This is a genomic window from Acinetobacter sp. AHP123, from assembly GCF_023757925.1.
Lineage (GTDB): Bacteria > Pseudomonadota > Gammaproteobacteria > Pseudomonadales > Moraxellaceae > Acinetobacter > Acinetobacter oleivorans.
The window spans coordinates 3,373,033-3,392,394 of the sequence record NZ_CP092454.1; the positions used below are offsets into that span (position 1 = coordinate 3,373,033).

The following is a 19,362-nucleotide window of genomic DNA, read 5'->3' on the forward strand; positions in this document are numbered from 1 at the left end:
TATTAAGCATATTGTTCAGCAGTTTGTTTAGGTAAGGCTAATGCCTGATCAATATAAGCCACTCTTAAAGTGTCCCGTGAACCTAAATAGCGTTGGTAAAAACTTGAGTTGAGAATAGCTGCTGCACCATGAGTTAACGACCAAATAGAAGCCAGATAATCTCGAGTTGTCATATTGCTTTGAATCGATTCTAAATAGTGATCTGTCATGCGAATGATAATTCGTAATCGTTGTTTACGCACTTGATAAAGCTCATTAAAAAGGTGATGCACACCTTGAGCTGTAATCGAAAGTTTTTCCTCAATTTGATGAAATAAAACTGTCCGTTCAGGGTGGTGTAAATGATGCAGCATAAAAAAGGCCAAATGTTCTGGAAAAGCCTTTTCAGTATCTTGAACCATTTCGAGTAACATACGTTCATTACGAATAATCAACAGCATGTACAATTCATCTTTACTTTGAAAGTGTTTGTACAAAGTTCCTTTTGCTAAATCAAGCTCAGCAGCCAAGACATCAAGTGTCATTCCGGCTTCGCCATTTTCTAGCAATAATTGCTCCGCAACCTGAAATATTAATACTTCTCTTGCTCGGAACTGAGCCTGACGATCCATCTTCACGCAATTACTCTCTTATATAGTTTCTATAACTTAAATCGCTTTTAGCAAGTTCTCAAAATTTTGTGAGGTGATCATTGCAATTTCCTCAACCGATTTATCATATACATCGCTGAGCGCTTTGGCTACATAAGGTACATATTTTGGTTCATTTGTTTTTCCACGGTATGGAACAGGTGCTAAATAAGGGCTATCTGTTTCAATTAAAAGCCGATCTAATGGCACTTGTTTAGCTACATCACGCAAGTCTTGTGCATTTTTAAATGACACAATACCTGAAAAAGAAATGTAATAACCACAATCCAGAACAGCCTTTGCTGTTTCCCAATCTTCGGTAAAACAATGCAAAATTCCATGAGTGGAGTTTTCAGCACGAATAATATCTACCGTATCATGCTTTGCTGAACGCGTATGAACGACAACCGGTTTTTTTACAGTTTTCGAAGCTTGGATATGTCTTGCAAAACATGCCTTTTGCTCTTCAACAAAATCTGTACTGTGATAGTAGTCCAGTCCCGTTTCACCCAGAGCCCATACTTTTTTCGACTGAGCCAATTCAATCAAGTATTCGGTCGTGGCACGAGCCATTGTATCGGCATCTTCACAAGGATGAACACCTACTGTATAACCAACGTCTTCATGTCTCTTTGCAATCTCTGCTAGTGCAATGTGGTCATCAAGATCAACGGATATTGCCATAAATTTAGACACACCTTCTGCTCGCGCTGCTGCAAGCGCAAGGTCCAGATCGCCGTTATAAGGCGTTAAATCTAACATCGTTAAATGGCAATGCGTATCAACAAACACTTTTCTATCCTATTTGATTACATGGTATAACTTGGACGATCTAGAGACATACTACCAGCCAAAACTCTTTCTGCCTCAGCTTTATAGTAAATTCCCTTATCTCCACTTAATTGAATAGCAAAACCTTGAGGTTTAAATCCACTCTGCTTGTGCGATATCCAAATCACCTTACCCGTAAGAGGAATTTTTTGAGACTGCTCAGGCAAAGTAGCTAAAATGAAAATTTCTTGTCCCATTTTTACTTTTTGTTTTGATGGTACAAATAGGCCTCCACCTTGCACATATCCCATATAGCTTGCTTGTAAAGTAGCTCTATCAGGAATATTTACCTGAATAATCCCTCCCATTTGCGGCTGCATAATCTTCCCCTTAAACATTCATTAACGTTATAAACAATTGATCTATAATAAGTTGACTTTGTACATTTTGCTCAACCAGCTTTTTTGCTTGTTGTAGTTCACTATAAATATTGAATAAGCTTTCTAAATCGTAATATGAACTTAATTGATCAAAATCTAAATCTGTATTTTTCTGCGGTTGATTTAGCTTGACACAAATTAAATCTCCCAACAAGTACTCAAAAAGTACGATAAAATCACTAAAACTTAATTCTTTTTGCCATTTTCCTGAGAAAAATAAAGGCATATTTTTTTGAGCTACAATTTTTAGCCAGTCATTTAAGAAAATCTGTCGTTTAGTAAACCAATCACTTTTTGCAATTTCTATTGCTTGTAAAGGCATATCATTAGATAGACCAAGCAATAAATCAGGTTGTACTTCTGCAATTTCAGATAAATGCTCATTCAAATATGAAGTAGCCTGCTCATATGAAATGCGATCTAAAGCAAAGTGCTGCAATCGGCTACGAATAGTGGCCGGTAATTTAAGGTAGTGATCGGCCAATAAAATTAAAACAACACGCTCACCTGGTTCTTCTAAGGTTTTTAATAGCGCATTTGAAGATGCCAAGTTAAGAGCTTCAGCAGGTTCAATAAGAATAACGCGCCAACCCTCTCCTGTTTGTTGCACAAAAGGCAACAAATCTCGAATCTTTTCGATTTTTATTTTTGCATTTTGCTTTTTATTTTCTTCATCTGTTGTGATATGGACATAATTTGGATGAGTATCCGATTTTAACCATTGGCAGCTGCTACACTCACCACAAGCACCATGAGGCTGCTTATTTAGACAAAGCACCCACGCCAAGAAATGCTTAGCAAAAGCATGTTTCCCACAGCCTTCCTTGCCATAAAATAACAGACCATGTCCAATATTGGGAAACCTTGTTGTTAAGGTGTCCCAAGTTGTTTTCTGCCAAGGATAAACCTTTGAAGTTACATTCGGATTCATTAAAAATTAACGCTTATTCAAAAGATTCGACTGGCATATTATTTAAGCGATCAAGATCAGCTTGAGTGTCCACACCGGGTGGTAAATTTGCTTGAGCAACAGCAATCGCAATACGATGTCCATTTTCTAAAACACGTAATTGTTCAAGACTTTCTAATTTTTCAAGCTTACCCATATCCCAGGTCACATATTCTTGCAATAAGCTCACTCGATACGCATATAAACCTAAATGACGAAATGCTTGTGTATGTAAAGTCGGTTCATTATCTTTAGCCCCATCCCGATCATAAGGAATAGTTGCTCGGCTAAAATATAAAGCTTCATTTTGTTTAGACATGACTACTTTTACAATGCTATCACGCTGAAATTCATCTAAGGTATAAATAGGCTCACACAACGTCGACATTGAACAATTTGGTTTATCAACCAAAAGTTTTGCAACTTGCTTAACAAGTTGGGCTGGTAATAAAGGTTCATCTCCCTGAACATTTACAATAATGTCATTAGCATCCCAACCTTTAATACGCGCAACTTCACTTAATCGGTCTGTTCCTGATGGGTGATCAGGACTTGTAAGAACAACATCTACACCATCTGCACGGCAAATCTCAGCAATACGTTCATCATCTGTTGCCACACATAGATCATCAAAACCTTCAACTTTTTTGGCTTGATCCACTACACGTAAAATCATAGGACGGTCATGAATAAGCAACAAGGGCTTACCTGGCAAACGCGAACTTGAGAAGCGTGCTGGAATGACGATGTGTTTCATTTTTTCTTCCTAAGATAATTGGATATCAAGTTGTTGCAGTTGCTGCTTTAAAACCTGATAACACTCTACAGACAGGATAGCTTTAACAGGAACAACCCAAATAGGCTGTTTAAATTCTGGATATTTTTTAAGCAATGGCAATAATTTAACTGCATCTTTTTCAGTTGTAATAAGTGGCAGTTCATCATTAAAAATTAAATCATCGATTGAGTAATCATGATGGTCACGAAACGCATGTTCTTGAAATTGTTTCAAGCCTAAATCGTTAAGTGTTTGATAAAAACGCTGTGGAAAGCCAATCCCAACTACAGCGTGATAATTACTTTGAGGATTAAAACTGTATTCGACCCTTGGCGAAGGATTGAGTAAATATGGCTGTCCAGTCTCAAGATGCATATTTAATTCTGTAGTTGGTTTATACGCATGTTCAATTACTGTTCCAGTTTCTAAACGCTCAACTGGCTCTCTCAAATATCCTTCAGGTAATAGTTTTTGATTTCCTAAGCCTCGATTTTGATCGAGTACAATCCACTCGATTTGTCGTCCCAGTGCCCAATGCTGCAAACCATCATCACTAATAATTAAATCTACTGATGTTGATGCTAATAAAAGTTCTATTGCAGCCTGCCTATTAGGCCCCACTGCCATTGGTACACTTGTCGATTGAACAATTAATGCAGGCTCATCTCCAACCTGAGTTGCTTGAGCACCTGAAGTAACCAACATTGGAAAAGGACCTATACCACCATATCCGCGGCTAATGACCCCAACTTTGACATTATGCTGTTGTAGATAATTCACCAGTTGTATTAATAATGGGGTTTTGCCACTTCCACCCACAGTAATATTACCAATCACCATGACAGGTACAGGTGCCTTATAAACTTTCTTTAAACCCGCAGTATAAAAATTACGATTTAATAGAAACCCAGCACGATACAAACAAGATAATGGACGTAAAGCAATCAACCAACTTGATTGCTTATTCCATGCATTCTGGATCAGCTGGGCCAATGACATGCTTAGTTATCCTCAAAATTACGCTGATGTAATTGATAATAAGCACCATGTTTCTCAAGAAGCTCTTTATGAGTACCTTGCTCAACGATTTGCCCTTGATCCATCACTACAATACGATCAGCATTTTCAATTGTTGATAACCGGTGTGCAATAACGATCGTTGTACGGTCTTGCATCGCCTTATCAAATGCTTGCTGGATAAAATGTTCAGATTCATTATCAAGAGCACTTGTAGCTTCATCTAAAATTAGAATTGGAGCATCCTTTAAAATTGCTCGAGCAATTGCAATTCGCTGACGCTGACCACCTGATAGGTTTAGACCTTGTGCACCCAAAATAGTGTCATAACCGTTTGGCAAATTCATAATGAAGTCATGTGCATAAGCTGCTTTTGCTGCTGCATAGATTTTTTCATCTGATGAACCTTCCAACTGCCCATATGCAATATTTTCACGAACAGAACGATTAAATAATATAACTTGTTGATTTACCATTGCAATTTGCGTACGCAGACTAGAAAGCTCAATATCATTAATTGGTAAATCATCTAAATAAATTTGTCCACTCGATACATCTTGAAAGCGTACCAACATATTCACCAATGAACTTTTACCCGCCCCTGAACGACCAACCAATGCCACAGTTTGACCTGGACGAATATCCAAAGAAAAATCTTTAATAGCTGATACACCATCCGCATAATTTAATGTCACATGATCAAAACGGATTGCACCATTTAATTTAGGTTTCAATTGGCCATTGTTTTGCTCTTCAGGTAAATCGAGTAATTCAAAAACAGAATGAGCTGCTGCTAAACCACGTTGTAACTTTTCATTTACATCTGTCAAATTTTTAACTGGTTTTGCTAATAAACCAGCCGCTGTAATATAAGCAACAAACTCACCTGCACTTGTGCCACCCAAAATCTGAGGTCTTAAAGCTAACCAAACAATAAGTGCCATAGCACAAGCCATTACGACCTGAACAACCGGACTATTCAGATTTTGTACAATCACCATTTTTAAGCCACGTTTTAAGTTCTCTTCCGAAGACTTATAGAATCGTTCTTGTTCAGATACCTCACCAGCAAAAGTTTTTACTACTGCATTACCATTAATACTTTCTTGGACAACATGGTTCACATCGCCCATCGTGTCTTGAACTTGTAATGAAAGCTTTCGCATACGTTTTGAAGCTTTACGTACTAATACACCTATTACTGGTAAAAACACAAAAATGCATAAGGTAAGACGCCAATTGGTATAAAACAGATAGCCTAATAACCCAAGAGTAATCATCCCATCCCTAACAATGGTTCTTAATGATTCCGAAGAAGCAGCTGTTAGCTGTTCAACGTTATACATAATTTTGGCGGTAATATGACCAGATGAATTATCTAAGTAATATTGTGCTGGAAGTCTTAAAAGTTTCGCATAAACTTCTTGACGAATACTAAAAACTAAACTACGTGAAATCACCGCAGTATAGTAGCCGCCCATAAATAGGCCCAAGCCACGGAAGAATACTAATAAAATAATTAATAACGGGAACCAATCCAAATCTGCTCTACTGCCGTTTTGGATTGCATCAATAATAAATTTAATCAATTTAGCAACGGAAACTTCTGTTGCTGAGTTAACACCGAACCCGATAAGTACTAATAAGGCCACGCCCCAATAAGGCTTCAAATAGGCTATGAGACGCATGTAAACCTTAAAATCTTGATTCACTCAGAAAAACCTCTAGAAGGAACTTTGGTACTAATATTGATGTTAACAAAACCGAGTTGTCCTGCCACATCCATAACGCGAATTACATCCTGATGAGACGCTTTGGCGTCCGCAGCAATGATGAACATAAAATCACGGTGCTCTTGAGCAACCTGCTTAATTGCAGTACTCAGATCAGCAACCTCTTTAGATGAAAGTGCTTGACCATTCACAGCATAATGACCAGCAGAGTCTACCACGACTTCAATTTTATGATCGTACTGTTTTGGTGGAACACCTTGTGCATCTGGTAATGTTAAATTGATGCGACTTGGCTGATTAAAAGTGGTCGACAGCAATAAAAAAACCAAAATGAACAACAAACAGTCAATCATAGGCGTTAAATTGATATGAATATCTTCAACTTGAGAACGTTTAAACTTCATTTGGCATCTACCTCTTAACCAACACGGCGGTGTTCAGCTACAGACGAAGAACGCTTATAGAACAATGAAGCATGAAACAAGGTCGATTGCTGTTCTAATTCAGCAATATAATCTTGTACTACTCTTTGGAAATAGCGATAAGCAATTAGAGCAGGAATTGCAATTAACATTCCAACAGCCGTGGTAATTAATGCTTTAGAGATACCAGGGATCATTAAACTTGGGCTACCAGCCGATCCAAAATCAATCACAAGAAATGACTCAATAATTCCCACCACAGTGCCAAGCAATCCGAGTAACGGCGCTACAGCACTTAAAGTGCCCAAGAAATTAATATTTTTTTCTAAATAGGAAATTTCTTGAGAAGCTGCAACTTCCATTTGCGCGCGAGCAAATTGCTCACCATGTTCGCGATGCTCAAAGCCTGCTTTTAAAATGTGTCCCAATGCACTATTTTGCACTTCTACATTTTGTTCTAAACTTTCCACTATATCTTCAGCTCTTAAAGAGCTCTTACCGCTTAATGCTTCGGGTAGAACTTGTGAACGTCTTAACCGAACAAAACGTTCAATACTGATCGCAACAGTTAAAATTGAGCATAGAATTAAAGGCAGCATCAACCAGCCACCCGCTCTCACAAGTTCCCACATATGTTCTTCCCCAAGAATATAAAATTAGAAATACATGACCCAACTGCAAATTATTCTGGCAAGCAAATATTTAAAATGCCATCTAACTCATCCAAGGTATGGTAATGAATAACAAGTTTACCTTTACCTTTTTGGTTATGATCAATTTTTACATTAGCGCCAAAACGCTCTGATAATTTTTGTGTCAATTGCTCAATATCTGGTGCTACAGGTGCTTTTTCCTTTTCCTGCTTAGGCTCACTTCTATCACGCACCAATTGCTCTGTTTGACGAACGGACAATCCTTTCTCGATTACAATTCTAGCAACTTCTAATTGATCTTTACCTTTCAATGTCAAAATTGCTCGAGCATGCCCCATATCAAGCTGCCCTTGCTGCATGAAATCTTTAATATCATCAGCTAAACTCAATAAGCGCAGTAGATTACTGACAGTAGTACGTGCTTTACCAACTGTGTCAGCAATTTCTTGATGACTTAAACCAAATTCATCATGAAAGCGTTGTAGAGCTATTGCTTGATCAATTGGATTTAAATCTTGACGCTGAATGTTTTCAATTAACGCTAATGCAATTGCAACCTGATCATTTAAATCACGAACAATTGCAGGAATTTCAGTTAAGCCGGCAAGTTGAGCTGCACGCCAACGACGCTCACCTGCAATGATTTCATATGGATGTGTTTCATCATCAACTGGACGGATTACAATAGGCTGCATCACGCCATGTTTTTCAATAGAAGATGCTAACTCTTGTAAATCATGCTCATGAATAAAACGACGTGGTTGATATTCACCACGTTTCAGTAAATTCACATCAATTTGCTTTAACTGTCCGTGGTCTAACGCCTGTGCTTCCAGTTGTAGTTTTTCTTTTTGAATTGAACCAAGTAATGCATCTAAACCACGTCCTTTAGCCAATCCGCGTTTTTTGATGCTCATACTTTACTTCCTTTCTTCACTTTACTTCTCTTTAACATCTCAGCTGCAAGATTTAAGTATGCAACTGCACCTTTAGAACTTTTTTCGAAATAGATAACAGGTAAACCGTGTGCTGGTGCTTCTGCTAAGCGAACATTTCGTGGAACAACAGTATCATAAAGTTTTTTGCCGAAATATTGCTCTAGCTCTGCAGACACATCACGTGTTAAAGCATTTCGTGCATCGTACATCGTACGTAATACACCAATAATTTCTAAATCAGGATTGAGTGCTTTTTGAATACGATCAATAGTCTGAGTTAAATCAGCCAAACCCTCTAGCGCATAATATTCACATTGCATTGGAATAATTACACTATCTACAGCCGCCAAAGCATTGACAGTAATCAAACTCAAGCTTGGAGCACAATCCACAATGATATAGTCAAATGAGTTTCTGATTTCATTCAAAGCATTTTTTAGAATGAATTCACGACCTTCCTGCTCTGCGATAGCGAGCTCTACACCTGAAAGCTCTCGATTAGAGCCTAGAACTTTATATCCAACTTCTGCTTTTTGAATGGCTGTTTCAATTGGAACTTCGCCAAGAAGAACATCTGTAATTGAATACAAAAGATCGTTCTTTTGAATACCAGACCCCATCGTAGCATTACCTTGTGAGTCCATATCTACAAGTAATACACGTTTTTTTAATACAGCTAGAGACGCTGCAAGATTTACTGCAGTCGTTGTTTTACCAACACCACCCTTTTGGTTTGCAATCGCAATAATTTGAGCCATGGTAACCTTAATACTTTTTATTTAGATACGTTGAAGTAAAAGTAAATGACGTTGTTCATCAAGTCTTGGTACGCGCAGTTCAATCACTTTACATGAAAAGTCCTGCTTGAGCTGCTCAATTTCCTCAACTGGCACTACACCTTTCATCGCTGCGATTATACTGCTCTGATGAAGATATGGCTGAGCTGCATCTACAAAGTCCGTTAAAGAAGCAAAAGCTCGACTTGTTATGACGTCAAACTGGCCAAGCTCATCAATTGTATCTTGATTCTCAACACGTGTTTGTACTGCCACAACATTACTCAATTTAAGATCAGCAATAAATTGCTTCAAAAAACGAATTTTTTTACCATTAGAATCTAAAAGAACACATTGGCGTTGTGGCTGACAAAGAGCAATAATCATGCCAGGCATGCCACCACCTGTACCCACATCAAGCAGTCTACCTTCAGGTAAGTCATTTAAAATACTTAGACTATCCAACAAATGCTTCACTAACATTTCTTTCGGATCACGAATTGCTGTCAGATTATATGCTTTATTCCAAAGTACCAAAGCATCTTGATACTTTAACAATAATGCCAAAGCTTCATCGCTAAGCGATAAACCTAATTTTTGACTACCCTGTTGTAACTCTTGAAAAAACGGATGCATAAACAGATAACATCTAAGTAAAATTTAAAACAAAGTATACCCATTTATGCATCGTGGAACACTAGTTAACGATTAGGGATTACACACTTAATCGTAGAAGCCTTCACGAATTTGCAAATCTAGCTCCAATAAACGCTCAGGCGTTCCCACATCTACCCATGCACCTTTAAGCTTTTCACCAGATATTTTTTGATTGTGCATTGCTTGCTTCAACAATGGAGCTAAAGGACGTTTACCAGGTTCTAATCCATCAAAAAGCTTAGGATGGATAACAGACACACCACTAAAAGTGAGGTTCTCACCTGTCACATCTTGATCGAATGTAAAAGCGCGTCCATCGAATAATGTAAAATCGCCTTCAGGATGCTGCTTAGGGTTATCAACCAATACAAGATGAGCTAAATCATCATTTAATTTAATATGGGCTAGAGCTTCAAAATCCATTGTGGTCCATACATCTCCATTCACCAGAATAAACGGATCTGCTCCAAGCAGTGGCAAAGCATTAATAATTCCACCAGCTGTTTCTAGCCCCTCATCCTCTCGTGTCCAACGGATATCTACACCAAATTGAGAGCCATCGCCTAAGCTACTGATGAGTTTATCTGCCAACCATGCAGAATTGATGACAATTTCGGTCACACCAATTTTCTTAAGCTTTTCAATATGCCACACAATTAGCGGCTTACCACCAACCTCAAGCAGAGGCTTTGGTGTATATAGCGTAAGTGGACGCATACGATTACCCAAGCCAGCAGCAAGAATCATTGCTTTCATTATGCTGCCACCTCATAGCTACCATATTTCTCGATAAATTTAGGCATCACTACGTTATTGATAAATACCATAAATTCTTCAAGTTCAGCGTAACCACGACTTTCTTCGAGTAAATACCACATGACTCGCGGCAAGTCTTTTAAGTATCCAGACTTACCATCACGCTCAAACAAACGAACAAAAATGCCAAGAATCTTAATATGGCGCTGAATAGCCATTAAATCTGCATCACGCTTGAACTGCTCAAAACTGCGGTTCTGCTTGGCAGACTCAGGCAATAAGTCATAAAAGGTTCTAAACCATTGATAAACATGCTCAGCATTCCATTGAACATATGCATCACGAGTAATGGAAATTAAGTCATATGTATCAGCGCCAATAACAGCATCCTGAAAATCAATTACCCCAAGCTCTAGTTCATTTTCAATTTTCATCAGATTACGACTGTGAAAATCTCGATGTACAATAACTTGTGGTTGGGCTACTGCGGCACGAACCAAGAAATCAAATGCATCATCAATCGTTTTTTTCTGCTCAGCGGTCGGCTGGATAGCAAGCGATGGCAACATCCAGTCTGTAAGCAACTGCATTTCCGACATTAATTTTTCGTAGGAATAAGCTGGAAACTGGTTAGTCCCATCAATAGATTGCATTTGAATAAGTTGTTTAAAACTTTGTTCATAATATTTATCGACTGTTTCATCATTTAATAATGTAGACAACAGCACATCACCAAAATCTTCCAATAACAGAAAACCTTTAGTCAAATCTTTGGCGACGATCTGAGGTACGCGTACACCATGGCCTGCAAAAAATTCGTCAATGGTCACAAACGGAACACAGTCTTCTTTTTCTGGAGGGGCATCCATGAGCATATACGTTTTATTTTGTAACTGGATACGCGCATAACGTCGGAAGCTTGCATCACCTGCTAAAAAAGCGATCTTAAATTGATCATTTTTAAGAACAGATGTAAGCCATGTATATATCAATTGTTCACGTTGTGTATTCATTTGCAATAAAATCTAAAACAAGCTGAGATTTTTGAAGGGTTAAGTGTAGCCACTTATAAACTTTTTCTCTATGATGCGACAATAATTAATTGTGAATTAGCATACTTGGTTAATGAGACAATGAAGCATCAGTTTAAATTTAATCCTTTAGCGACAGCTATTTTTACGCTCTTATGTGGCTCCATACAATCAAGTTATGCTGAGTCAGCTGATGTTGTCTCCAATATAGACAATAATCAACTTAAAGCGAGCATCAAAGAAGCCTACCCGGGTCAAGAATTCTTTCAACAGTACTATGTTGATAAATCTGCACCTGAGGCACAGCTTCGTGACAATAAATATTTAAGCTCGGCATTTTGCCAGGGTACATGGGTTACTCCGATTAACCCAGAGACCAAACCTCTAGATGCCGACAAGACGACTTCTGTCGTTACGGCTAATTATGGACATTATAATCCTGCTGGCGACTCGGTTTTAGAAGGCAATGTCGTTATTGATCAGGAAGGACGCACGGTTCGTGCTGACAAGGTTACAATTGATAAGACCCAAACCTTTGCACACGCACAAGGCCGAGTACAACTCGCTCAAGGTGGGTTACTTTCACAGAGTGACGAAATTAATTACAACCTAAAAAACCAGACTGGTAATTTAGAAAATAGTTTTTATATTTCAGAACAACAACATGCACATGGTCATGCAGGAAAAATTGAAAGAACATCACCAAATGTGATGGTTCTTAACGATGCCACCTATACGACTTGCCCACCGGGTCAAAAACCGGGTTGGAAAATTCAGGCAAATAAAATTGAGTTAAATCAGGAAACTGGACGTGGTACAACCCACGGAACAAAACTATATGTTAAAGATGTTCCAGTTCTAACAATTCCCTACTTTAACTTCCCAATTGATGATCGCCGAACTACAGGTATTCTCAATCCACAGTTTGGTTTCTCAAATGATGGTGGTGTTGAGCTTTCTGTTCCGGTTTATTTAAACCTTGCACCGAACTATGATCTAACACTTACTCCGCGCTATTTAGCAGACCGCGGTGCAATGTTAAAAGGTGACTTTAGATATTTAACGGATGGCTTTGGTGCGGGCGAGATATGGGGTGGCATGTTGCCATCTGACAAAGAATATGATGATAAAGATCGTAAAGATTTCCATTTCTTACATAACTGGGATATCAACGATCAATGGTCGACCAATCTAGAGTACAACTACGCTTCAGATAAAGACTATTTCTCAGATTTGGATAGCAGCCCTAACTCTAAAACAGATCTAAACTTACGTAGAGCATGGGAACTTAACTACCAACATGGCATTCCAGGTTTAAAAGCTCAGCTTAAAGTTGAAGATTTCCAAACACTTGACCCTCTAGTTAAGGATGCAAACAAACCTTATGCCCGCTTACCACAGTTCTTATTAAATTATGTCACAGGCAATCCATTAGGTTTACAATACGAATTTAATAACGACACAGCATACTTCAAAAAGTCAATTACTGATGGTTCTGCCCAGGAAAGTAGTGGTACTCGTATTTATAACCAGTTCGCAACGCGTTATAACTATCGCACACCTGCTGCTTTTGTTATTCCTGAAGTCTCTGTGCGTTCTGTTCAAACTTTCTATGATAAAGACACTCAGTTAAATAATCCTGGTGGTTCTGAAAACAAATCAGCAGTTGTACCTCAATTTACTTTAGATAGTGGATTAACTTTTGAACGCGAAGGTAAATATCTACAGACTCTTACCCCTCGGGCATTTTACGCTTATGCTCCTTATAAAAATCAGGAAGACTATCCAAACTTCGACTCGACTTCAGCGTCGGTAAATTACGATCAATTATTTAACCCTTATCGCTTCTACGGACATGACCGTCTTGAAGACAACAACTTTCTATCACTTGGCGTAAGTTATAGTCTTTTTGATACAGTAGGCTTAGAACGTTTACGTGCAAGTGTGGGACAAAGTTATTATTTTGAAGACCGTCGTGTCACTTTGACGCAAAAACAAGATGAAATTGATACTGAAAGTAACACTGGTCCTGTCGTTAGCTTATCAAGCCAGTTAAACGAAAACTTCACCATTGCTGCTAACTCAGCATGGATGTCTAATGGTGATAATGCTCAGCGTGATTTCCAAGTTTATTATACTGGAGATAAAGGAAATCTTTATAACTTAGGCTATTTCTACCGTAAAGATATTGCAGGACGTCAGGACACTTACGATCAGGTTGTTGCATCGTTTATACAACCAGTTAAAGACAATTGGCGTATTATGGGTCACGTACAATATGACATGGACAGTGATGTTGCCCGCGAGATATTACTAGGGGTTAACTATGAGTCATGTTGCTGGGGTATTTCTGTCTATGGTCGCTCATACTACAACGATCTAGACGATCCAAAAACTTCAGATGTTAGTGAAAAACGTGCCATTATGGCCGAAATTACACTAAAAGGTTTAGGTGGTTTAAACAATAAACTCGCGTCTTTACTTGAAAATCGCGTTTTAGGTTTTAACAAAATTAATCAATCTTGGACACAACGTTAATGAAGACAAAGCATCTTAAACAGTTTTTTAAAGCAACTACCCTTGCTGCCCTAATCTCTTCATCAATGCATAGTTTTGCCCAACCCGCTGATGAAGTTGTGGCAATTGTGGACAATAGCGTAATTTTAAAAAGTGATCTTCAACAAGGGATGGCTGAAGCCGCTCACGAACTACAAGCACAAAAAAAAGAGGTTCCACCTCAGCAATATTTACAATTTCAGGTGTTAGATCAACTCATCTTGCGTGAGGCACAACTTGAACAAGTTAAAAAATATGGCATCAAACCTGATGAAAAAAGCTTAAATGAAGCAGTCTTAAAAGTAGCAAGTCAATCTGGAAGTAAAAGTTTAGAAGCTTTCCAGCAAAAGTTGGATGCTATGGCACCAGGAACTTATGAAAGTTTACGTGGCCGAATTGCAGAAGATTTAGCGATTAGCCGTTTGCGCCAACAACAAGTCATGTCCCGTATTAAAATTAGTGACCAAGACGTAGAAAACTTCTTGAAATCACCTCAGGGACAAGCTGCTTTAGGCAACCAAGCGCATGTAATTCATATGCGTATTACTGGTGATAATCCGCAGGAAGTTCAATCTGTAGCTCAAGAAGTACGCTCGAAGCTTGCACAAAGTAATGATATAAACGCATTGAAAAAGCTTTCTACTGCAAATGCAAAAGTTGATGGGGCTGACATGGGATTCCGCCCACTTTCAGACATTCCTGCCGAACTTGCAGCCCGTATTACCCCATTACAAGAAGGTCAAACAACCGACTTAATTTCAGTACGTGATGGTGTACATGTTTTAAAGCTTATTGAACGTAAACAAAATGAGCAAAAAGCTTTAGTACCTCAATATCAAACTCGCCATATTCTTATTCAACCGTCTGAAGTGGTTAGCCTTGATAATGCCAAGCAAATTATTGACAACATCTATAAGCGCTTAAAAGCTGGCGATGATTTTGCAACTCTTGCAGCGACCTATTCAAATGATACAGGTTCAGCGCGTGATGGTGGTAGCTTAGGTTGGGTAACTCCAGGTATGATGGTGCCTGAATTTGACAAAAAAATGCAGGAAATTCTTGTAGGTGAAATCAGCGAACCATTCCAAACTCAATTTGGCTGGCACATTTTACAAGTAACTGAAAAACGTGAAAAAGATATGACTCATGAATATCAAGAGCGTATGGCACGTCAAATTTTAGGTGAACGTCAATTTAATACCGAAATCGACAGCTGGTTGCGTGAAGTGCGTGCGAATGCTTATGTAGAAATTAAAGATCCAAGTCTAGACAAAAAGAACTTACAAAAGTAAGTCTTTTGTCTTCATTAAAACCTGCGTTCATCGCAGGTTTTTTTATGAATAAAATTTACTTAATAAAAAACCGGCTATATAAATAACCGGTTTTTTTAAATTAAACCCTAACGGGAATTATTTATAACGATCAACCATTTTCTCTAAAGAAATTGGACGAATCTTGTCAGCATTTCCAGCTGTACCAAATGCCTCATAACGATCGATACAAATTTGCTTCATTGTATCAACGGTTTTAGCAAAGTATTTGCGTGGATCAAACTCAGATGGATTCTCTGCCAAAAATTGACGAATCGCACCTGTTGAAGCTAAACGTAAATCAGTATCAATGTTGATTTTACGTACACCGTGTTTGATTGCTTCTACAAGCTGCTCAACAGGTACGCCATAAGTTTCGCCAATATTACCGCCAAACTCATTGATTACCTTTAACCATTCTTGCGGAACAGAACTCGAACCATGCATTACAAGGTGAGTATTTGGTAATGCCGCATGAATTTCTTTAATACGGTCAATTGCCAAGATATCGCCTGTAGGTGGACGTGTAAATTTATACGCACCGTGTGAAGTACCAACTGCAATTGCTAGTGCATCAACATTTGTATCAGCAACGAACTGAGTCGCTTCTTCAACAGAGGTTAAAAGTTGTGAGTGGTCTAGCACACCTTCTGCGCCAACACCATCTTCTTCACCAGCCATACCAGTTTCAAGGCTACCTAAACAGCCAATCTCACCTTCGACAGAAACACCACATGCGTGTGCTAAAGCAACAACATTACGAGTTACATCAACGTTGTATTCGTAAGATGTAGGTGTTTTACCGTCTACACCTAATGAACCGTCCATCATTACCGAGCTAAAGCCAAGCTGAATTGAACGCTGACAGATATCAGGGCTTGTACCATGATCTTGGTGCATTACCACTGGAATATGTGGCCATTCTTCAATTGCAGCCAAAATAAGATGGCGTAAGAATGGAGCGCCTGCATATTTGCGAGCTCCAGCTGATGCTTGAACAATTACAGGTGAATTGGTTGCATCCGCGGCAAGCATGATTGCGCGCATTTGTTCTAAGTTATTTACGTTAAATGCTGGTACGCCGTAGTTATGTTCAGCAGCGTGATCCAAGAGCTGGCGCATTGAAATGAGTGCCATAATATCCTCCCAGGTAGTGCGGGTTATTCTACCCTTTCATTTATTTCAATTCAGCAACAAATCACAGTATTTCAAAAAAAATCCCCGCATATGCAGGGATTTTTTAACAAAAAACAACAAATTAATGTGTTTCTGAAGCAGCAGCCTCACTTGATGCACTACCTTCAACCACATCAGTATTCTTTTCATCTAAAACTGGCTTATCAATCGCATCAATTGCTGCTTGTTGCTCAGGCGTTACTTTTTCAGAAACAGCAGTAGAAGCTGCTGATTCTTGTCCAGCCTGAGATGCTTCATCTTTCTTAGCACAAGCAGTCAACATCATCGGTACAATTAACACAGCAGCAAATGTAAGCTTTAAATTCATCACTATTGTCCACAGTTGGTGATTTAATGCTCGCTATTTTATTGCAGATATATGACAGTTTAATGACCTATCCATGAAAAAAGGGACTGGCAACCCAATCCCTTCTTCTTTTTAGATAACAGTATTAAGCGCGCTCAAGTAAAACCGAAACTGCTGGTAAAGTCTTTCCTTCAACAAACTCAAGGAAGGCACCACCACCTGTAGAAATATAACCGATTTGATCAGCAACGTTATATTTATCAATCGCAGCTAAAGTATCTCCACCACCAGCAATAGAGAAACCAGCAGATTCAGCAACAGCAAGCGAAAGTGCTTTCGTACCTTCACCAAACTGATCAACTTCAAATACGCCTACAGGACCATTCCAAAGAATCGTTTTTGACGTTGTTAAAATATTTGCAAATGCTTTAGCTGTTTCCGGGCCAACATCTAAAATCATGTCGTTTGATGTTACATCTTCTACTTTCTTCACAACTGCTTGCGCTGCTGCTAAAGAACCCAAGAAATCTTCAAAATTAATTTGCGAAGCATCCGCAACTACCACATCTGTAGGAAGGGGAACACTTACTTTAGCTGCAATTTGTTTTGCAGTTTCAACCAAATCAGCTTCGTATAGTGACTTACCAACATTGAAACCAGCAGCTGCCAAGAATGTATTTGCAATACCACCACCAACGATAAGTTGATCACAAATACTAGAAAGTGAGTTTAGAACATCAAGTTTAGTTGAAACTTTAGAACCTGCAACAATTGCAACCATTGGTTTTTCAGGTGTTTGCATTGCACGGCCTAGTGCATCTAACTCAGCTGCCAATAAAGGGCCAGCTGCTGCAACTGGAGCAAAACGAGCTACACCTTCAGTAGACGCTTCTGCACGGTGAGCAGTACCAAATGCATCCATTACAAATACATCGCATAATGCAGCATATTTTTGTGCAAGCTCTGGATTATTTTTCTTTTCGCCGTGGTTAAAGCGTACATTCTCAAGCAATACAACTTGACCAGCTTCAACTTCTACGCCATCTAGGTAATCAGTTAACAATTTAACTTCTTGACCCAATACTTCTGTTAAATAAGCAGCGACTGGTGCAAGTGATTGTTCCGGCTTTGGTTCACCTTCAACAGGACGACCTAGATGTGAAAATACCATCACTGCTGCGCCTTTTTCTAAAGCACCCTTGATAGTTGGTAATGCTGCACGTAAGCGAGCATCACTAGTAATCACACCATTTTTGACAGGAACGTTTAAATCTTCACGAATAAGGACGCGTTTACCTGTTAAGTTAAGGTCAGTCATACGCTGAAAATTCATGTAAAGCTCTCTTTATGATTTTAAAAACGCGCCAATTTTAAATGATTACATCAAAAAAGGTTAGTTTTTTTGCATAAAAGCTGTAGAAAGCCTGAGTTTTGATTATGATAGACATAGTCATTTGATATCTCATCCATTATGTCTATTCATCCAGATCCACAAATCAATCGTTTAAATGTTTTAGGGGAACCTTTAGCAAGTTGTTGTTTCGACCCTATTACTGGCTATTTTAGAAATGGCTTCTGCCACACAGCAGTAACAGACCTTGGTCAGCATACGGTATGTGCGCAAATGACCTCTGATTTCTTAAATTTTTCACAAAAAATAGGTAATGACCTTATTACCCCGTTACCCGAAGTAGATTTCCCTGGCCTAAAACCCGGTGATTTCTGGTGTATCTGTGTAACCCGTTGGGTTGAAGCATATCAAGCAGGTCAAGCACCTCCTATCAAAATACATGCATGTCACCAAGCTGTTTTAAGCTATGTGCCTTTAGATGTTTTAATGGAATTTGCAGTGTAATGGTTCAGCCACAAATTATTTTGGCATCAAGCAGTCAAACGCGTAAAGCTTTAATGGATCGCCTAGGGATTAACTATATCTGTGTGAGTCCTGATATTGATGAGAGTCCTCGCAATGAAACCCATGCCGATGAACTTGCGAAAAGGCTGGCTTTCACAAAAGCTCAAGTGATTGCTGCACAAAACCCACATGCAATTATTATTGGTTCCGATCAAGTCGCATGGCGAGAACACGCTCCTAACGACTTTATTGGTAAACCAATGACCACTAAAAATGCCAAAATACAGTTAGCAGAAAACTCAGGTCGAACTGTCTTCTTTAGTACGGCACTCAGTGTGCAATGGCTTGATGGGAGTTTTGAGCAAACGCTTGTTGAACATTATCAAGTTAAATTCCGAACCCTAACTCAAGCTGAAATTGAACGATATATTGCATTAGATCAACCACTCCATTGTGCTGGTAGCTTTAAGTGTGAAAGTTTAGGAATTAGTTTGTTCGAAAAAATGACAGGCCTAGATCAGACGACACTTATGGGTTTACCCATGATTCAACTTTGCCATATCTTAAGGCAGCTTGGTCTACAAATTCCTTAATTTTAGATGTTTTTA

At 38.8% G+C, this 19,362-nt stretch carries 21 protein-coding genes; 4 read left to right on the plus strand and 17 right to left on the minus strand.

The genetic code is table 11. The features are described 5' to 3' along the window. Nucleotides 1–2: 2 nt before the first annotated feature. From MJX77_RS16025 to MJX77_RS16090, 14 genes are all read right to left on the minus strand, one after another. On the minus strand, nt 3–611 hold the full coding sequence (locus MJX77_RS16025) for a TetR/AcrR family transcriptional regulator (RefSeq protein WP_013198082.1): 609 nt from the start codon (nt 609–611) through the stop codon (nt 3–5). A gap of 36 nt (nt 612–647) precedes the next feature. Further along, on the minus strand, nt 648–1,421 hold the full coding sequence (locus MJX77_RS16030) for a TatD family hydrolase (protein ID WP_004792737.1): 774 nt from the start codon (nt 1,419–1,421) through the stop codon (nt 648–650). Nucleotides 1,422–1,438: 17 nt separating this feature from the next. After that, on the minus strand, nt 1,439–1,780 hold the full coding sequence (locus MJX77_RS16035; RefSeq protein ID WP_003651467.1) for a PilZ domain-containing protein: 342 nt from the start codon (nt 1,778–1,780) through the stop codon (nt 1,439–1,441). Between the two features lie 10 nt (nt 1,781–1,790). After that, nucleotides 1,791–2,771, minus strand: a complete 981-nt coding sequence (locus MJX77_RS16040; RefSeq protein WP_252059632.1) for a DNA polymerase III delta subunit-related protein — start codon at nt 2,769–2,771, stop codon at nt 1,791–1,793. A 13-nt stretch (nt 2,772–2,784) separates the two neighbouring features. Continuing rightward, nucleotides 2,785–3,546, minus strand: coding sequence for a 3-deoxy-manno-octulosonate cytidylyltransferase (gene kdsB / locus MJX77_RS16045; RefSeq protein ID WP_049836518.1), 762 nt, complete (start codon nt 3,544–3,546; stop codon nt 2,785–2,787). Between the two features lie 9 nt (nt 3,547–3,555). Next, the gene (gene lpxK / locus MJX77_RS16050; RefSeq protein WP_252059633.1) at nt 3,556–4,566 is read right to left on the minus strand and encodes a tetraacyldisaccharide 4'-kinase; all 1,011 of its coding nucleotides are present in this window, start codon (nt 4,564–4,566) and stop codon (nt 3,556–3,558) included. A 2-nt stretch (nt 4,567–4,568) separates the two neighbouring features. After that, on the minus strand, nt 4,569–6,296 hold the full coding sequence (msbA, locus tag MJX77_RS16055; protein WP_252059634.1) for a lipid A export permease/ATP-binding protein MsbA: 1,728 nt from the start codon (nt 6,294–6,296) through the stop codon (nt 4,569–4,571). Then, nucleotides 6,293–6,721 carry an ExbD/TolR family protein gene (locus MJX77_RS16060; protein WP_004642621.1) on the minus strand — a complete coding sequence of 143 codons (429 nt, stop codon included), beginning with the start codon at nt 6,719–6,721 and terminating at the stop codon, nt 6,293–6,295. The genes msbA and MJX77_RS16060 overlap by 4 nt, the downstream gene beginning before the upstream one ends. 14 nt (nt 6,722–6,735) lie before the next feature. After that, complete coding sequence (locus MJX77_RS16065) at nt 6,736–7,371, minus strand: MotA/TolQ/ExbB proton channel family protein (RefSeq protein WP_013198088.1); 636 nt, start codon at nt 7,369–7,371, stop codon at nt 6,736–6,738. A 50-nt stretch (nt 7,372–7,421) separates the two neighbouring features. Beyond that, nucleotides 7,422–8,309: a ParB/RepB/Spo0J family partition protein gene (locus MJX77_RS16070; protein ID WP_198307913.1), complete on the minus strand. Its 888-nt coding sequence runs from the start codon at nt 8,307–8,309 to the stop codon at nt 7,422–7,424. Then, nucleotides 8,306–9,088, minus strand: coding sequence for a ParA family protein (locus MJX77_RS16075; protein WP_003651453.1), 783 nt, complete (start codon nt 9,086–9,088; stop codon nt 8,306–8,308). The genes MJX77_RS16070 and MJX77_RS16075 overlap by 4 nt, the downstream gene beginning before the upstream one ends. A gap of 21 nt (nt 9,089–9,109) precedes the next feature. Continuing rightward, nucleotides 9,110–9,742: a 16S rRNA (guanine(527)-N(7))-methyltransferase RsmG gene (gene rsmG, locus MJX77_RS16080; RefSeq protein WP_003651451.1), complete on the minus strand. Its 633-nt coding sequence runs from the start codon at nt 9,740–9,742 to the stop codon at nt 9,110–9,112. Nucleotides 9,743–9,829: 87 nt separating this feature from the next. Further along, nucleotides 9,830–10,519 carry an N-acetylmuramate alpha-1-phosphate uridylyltransferase MurU gene (gene murU / locus MJX77_RS16085; RefSeq protein ID WP_252059636.1) on the minus strand — a complete coding sequence of 230 codons (690 nt, stop codon included), beginning with the start codon at nt 10,517–10,519 and terminating at the stop codon, nt 9,830–9,832. After that, nucleotides 10,519–11,532, minus strand: coding sequence for an aminoglycoside phosphotransferase family protein (locus MJX77_RS16090; protein ID WP_252059638.1), 1,014 nt, complete (start codon nt 11,530–11,532; stop codon nt 10,519–10,521). The genes murU and MJX77_RS16090 overlap by 1 nt, the downstream gene beginning before the upstream one ends. A gap of 120 nt (nt 11,533–11,652) precedes the next feature. Between MJX77_RS16090 and MJX77_RS16095 the strand changes: the two genes are divergently transcribed. Together MJX77_RS16095 and MJX77_RS16100 are read left to right on the plus strand one after the other, a co-directional pair. Beyond that, nucleotides 11,653–14,088, plus strand: a complete 2,436-nt coding sequence (locus MJX77_RS16095; RefSeq protein WP_252059640.1) for an LPS-assembly protein LptD — start codon at nt 11,653–11,655, stop codon at nt 14,086–14,088. Further along, nucleotides 14,088–15,398, plus strand: coding sequence for a peptidylprolyl isomerase (locus MJX77_RS16100; RefSeq protein ID WP_252059642.1), 1,311 nt, complete (start codon nt 14,088–14,090; stop codon nt 15,396–15,398). The genes MJX77_RS16095 and MJX77_RS16100 overlap by 1 nt, the downstream gene beginning before the upstream one ends. A 117-nt stretch (nt 15,399–15,515) precedes the next feature. On the opposite strand, the gene fba is transcribed toward MJX77_RS16100, so the two are convergent. The 3 genes from fba to MJX77_RS16115 all read right to left on the minus strand — a co-directional run bounded on the left by fba (nt 15,516) and on the right by MJX77_RS16115 (nt 18,232). Next, nucleotides 15,516–16,553: a class II fructose-bisphosphate aldolase gene (gene fba, locus MJX77_RS16105; RefSeq protein ID WP_005304678.1), complete on the minus strand. Its 1,038-nt coding sequence runs from the start codon at nt 16,551–16,553 to the stop codon at nt 15,516–15,518. Between the two features lie 121 nt (nt 16,554–16,674). Beyond that, complete coding sequence (locus tag MJX77_RS16110; protein WP_013198094.1) at nt 16,675–16,920, minus strand: hypothetical protein; 246 nt, start codon at nt 16,918–16,920, stop codon at nt 16,675–16,677. Between the two features lie 124 nt (nt 16,921–17,044). Beyond that, nucleotides 17,045–18,232 carry a phosphoglycerate kinase gene (locus tag MJX77_RS16115; RefSeq protein ID WP_252059644.1) on the minus strand — a complete coding sequence of 396 codons (1,188 nt, stop codon included), beginning with the start codon at nt 18,230–18,232 and terminating at the stop codon, nt 17,045–17,047. A 138-nt stretch (nt 18,233–18,370) separates the two neighbouring features. On the opposite strand from MJX77_RS16115, the gene MJX77_RS16120 reads away from it, so the two are divergent. Together MJX77_RS16120 and MJX77_RS16125 are read left to right on the plus strand one after the other, a co-directional pair. Continuing rightward, the gene (locus MJX77_RS16120; protein ID WP_003651438.1) at nt 18,371–18,754 is read left to right on the plus strand and encodes a DUF2237 family protein; all 384 of its coding nucleotides are present in this window, start codon (nt 18,371–18,373) and stop codon (nt 18,752–18,754) included. Further along, nucleotides 18,754–19,347, plus strand: a complete 594-nt coding sequence (locus MJX77_RS16125) for a Maf family protein (protein WP_252059645.1) — start codon at nt 18,754–18,756, stop codon at nt 19,345–19,347. Before MJX77_RS16120 ends, MJX77_RS16125 begins: the two co-directional genes overlap by 1 nt. Nucleotides 19,348–19,362: the final 15 nt, after the last annotated feature.

Bases quoted from the DNA above. Each gene is read 5' to 3' on its own strand.
- MJX77_RS16065 (WP_013198088.1), bottom strand. From the start codon at position 7,371: ATGTGGGAACTTGTGAGAGCGGGTGGCTGGTTGATGCTGCCTTTAATT.
- MJX77_RS16075 (WP_003651453.1), bottom strand. From the start codon at position 9,088: ATGGCTCAAATTATTGCGATTGCAAACCAAAAGGGTGGTGTTGGTAAA.
- lpxK (WP_252059633.1), bottom strand. From the start codon at position 4,566: ATGTCATTGGCCCAGCTGATCCAGAATGCATGGAATAAGCAATCAAGT.
- MJX77_RS16060 (WP_004642621.1), bottom strand. From the start codon at position 6,721: ATGAAGTTTAAACGTTCTCAAGTTGAAGATATTCATATCAATTTAACG.
- MJX77_RS16025 (WP_013198082.1), bottom strand. From the start codon at position 611: ATGGATCGTCAGGCTCAGTTCCGAGCAAGAGAAGTATTAATATTTCAG.
- rsmG (WP_003651451.1), bottom strand. From the start codon at position 9,742: ATGCATCCGTTTTTTCAAGAGTTACAACAGGGTAGTCAAAAATTAGGT.
- MJX77_RS16100 (WP_252059642.1), top strand. From the start codon at position 14,088: ATGAAGACAAAGCATCTTAAACAGTTTTTTAAAGCAACTACCCTTGCT.
- MJX77_RS16120 (WP_003651438.1), top strand. From the start codon at position 18,371: ATGTCTATTCATCCAGATCCACAAATCAATCGTTTAAATGTTTTAGGG.
- fba (WP_005304678.1), bottom strand. From the start codon at position 16,553: ATGGCACTCATTTCAATGCGCCAGCTCTTGGATCACGCTGCTGAACAT.
- MJX77_RS16115 (WP_252059644.1), bottom strand. From the start codon at position 18,232: ATGAATTTTCAGCGTATGACTGACCTTAACTTAACAGGTAAACGCGTC.
- MJX77_RS16095 (WP_252059640.1), top strand. From the start codon at position 11,653: ATGAAGCATCAGTTTAAATTTAATCCTTTAGCGACAGCTATTTTTACG.
- MJX77_RS16090 (WP_252059638.1), bottom strand. From the start codon at position 11,532: ATGAATACACAACGTGAACAATTGATATATACATGGCTTACATCTGTT.
- MJX77_RS16070 (WP_198307913.1), bottom strand. From the start codon at position 8,309: ATGAGCATCAAAAAACGCGGATTGGCTAAAGGACGTGGTTTAGATGCA.
- MJX77_RS16125 (WP_252059645.1), top strand. From the start codon at position 18,754: ATGGTTCAGCCACAAATTATTTTGGCATCAAGCAGTCAAACGCGTAAA.
- kdsB (WP_049836518.1), bottom strand. From the start codon at position 3,546: ATGAAACACATCGTCATTCCAGCACGCTTCTCAAGTTCGCGTTTGCCA.
- MJX77_RS16040 (WP_252059632.1), bottom strand. From the start codon at position 2,771: ATGAATCCGAATGTAACTTCAAAGGTTTATCCTTGGCAGAAAACAACT.
- MJX77_RS16110 (WP_013198094.1), bottom strand. From the start codon at position 16,920: ATGAATTTAAAGCTTACATTTGCTGCTGTGTTAATTGTACCGATGATG.
- murU (WP_252059636.1), bottom strand. From the start codon at position 10,519: ATGAAAGCAATGATTCTTGCTGCTGGCTTGGGTAATCGTATGCGTCCA.
- MJX77_RS16035 (WP_003651467.1), bottom strand. From the start codon at position 1,780: ATGCAGCCGCAAATGGGAGGGATTATTCAGGTAAATATTCCTGATAGA.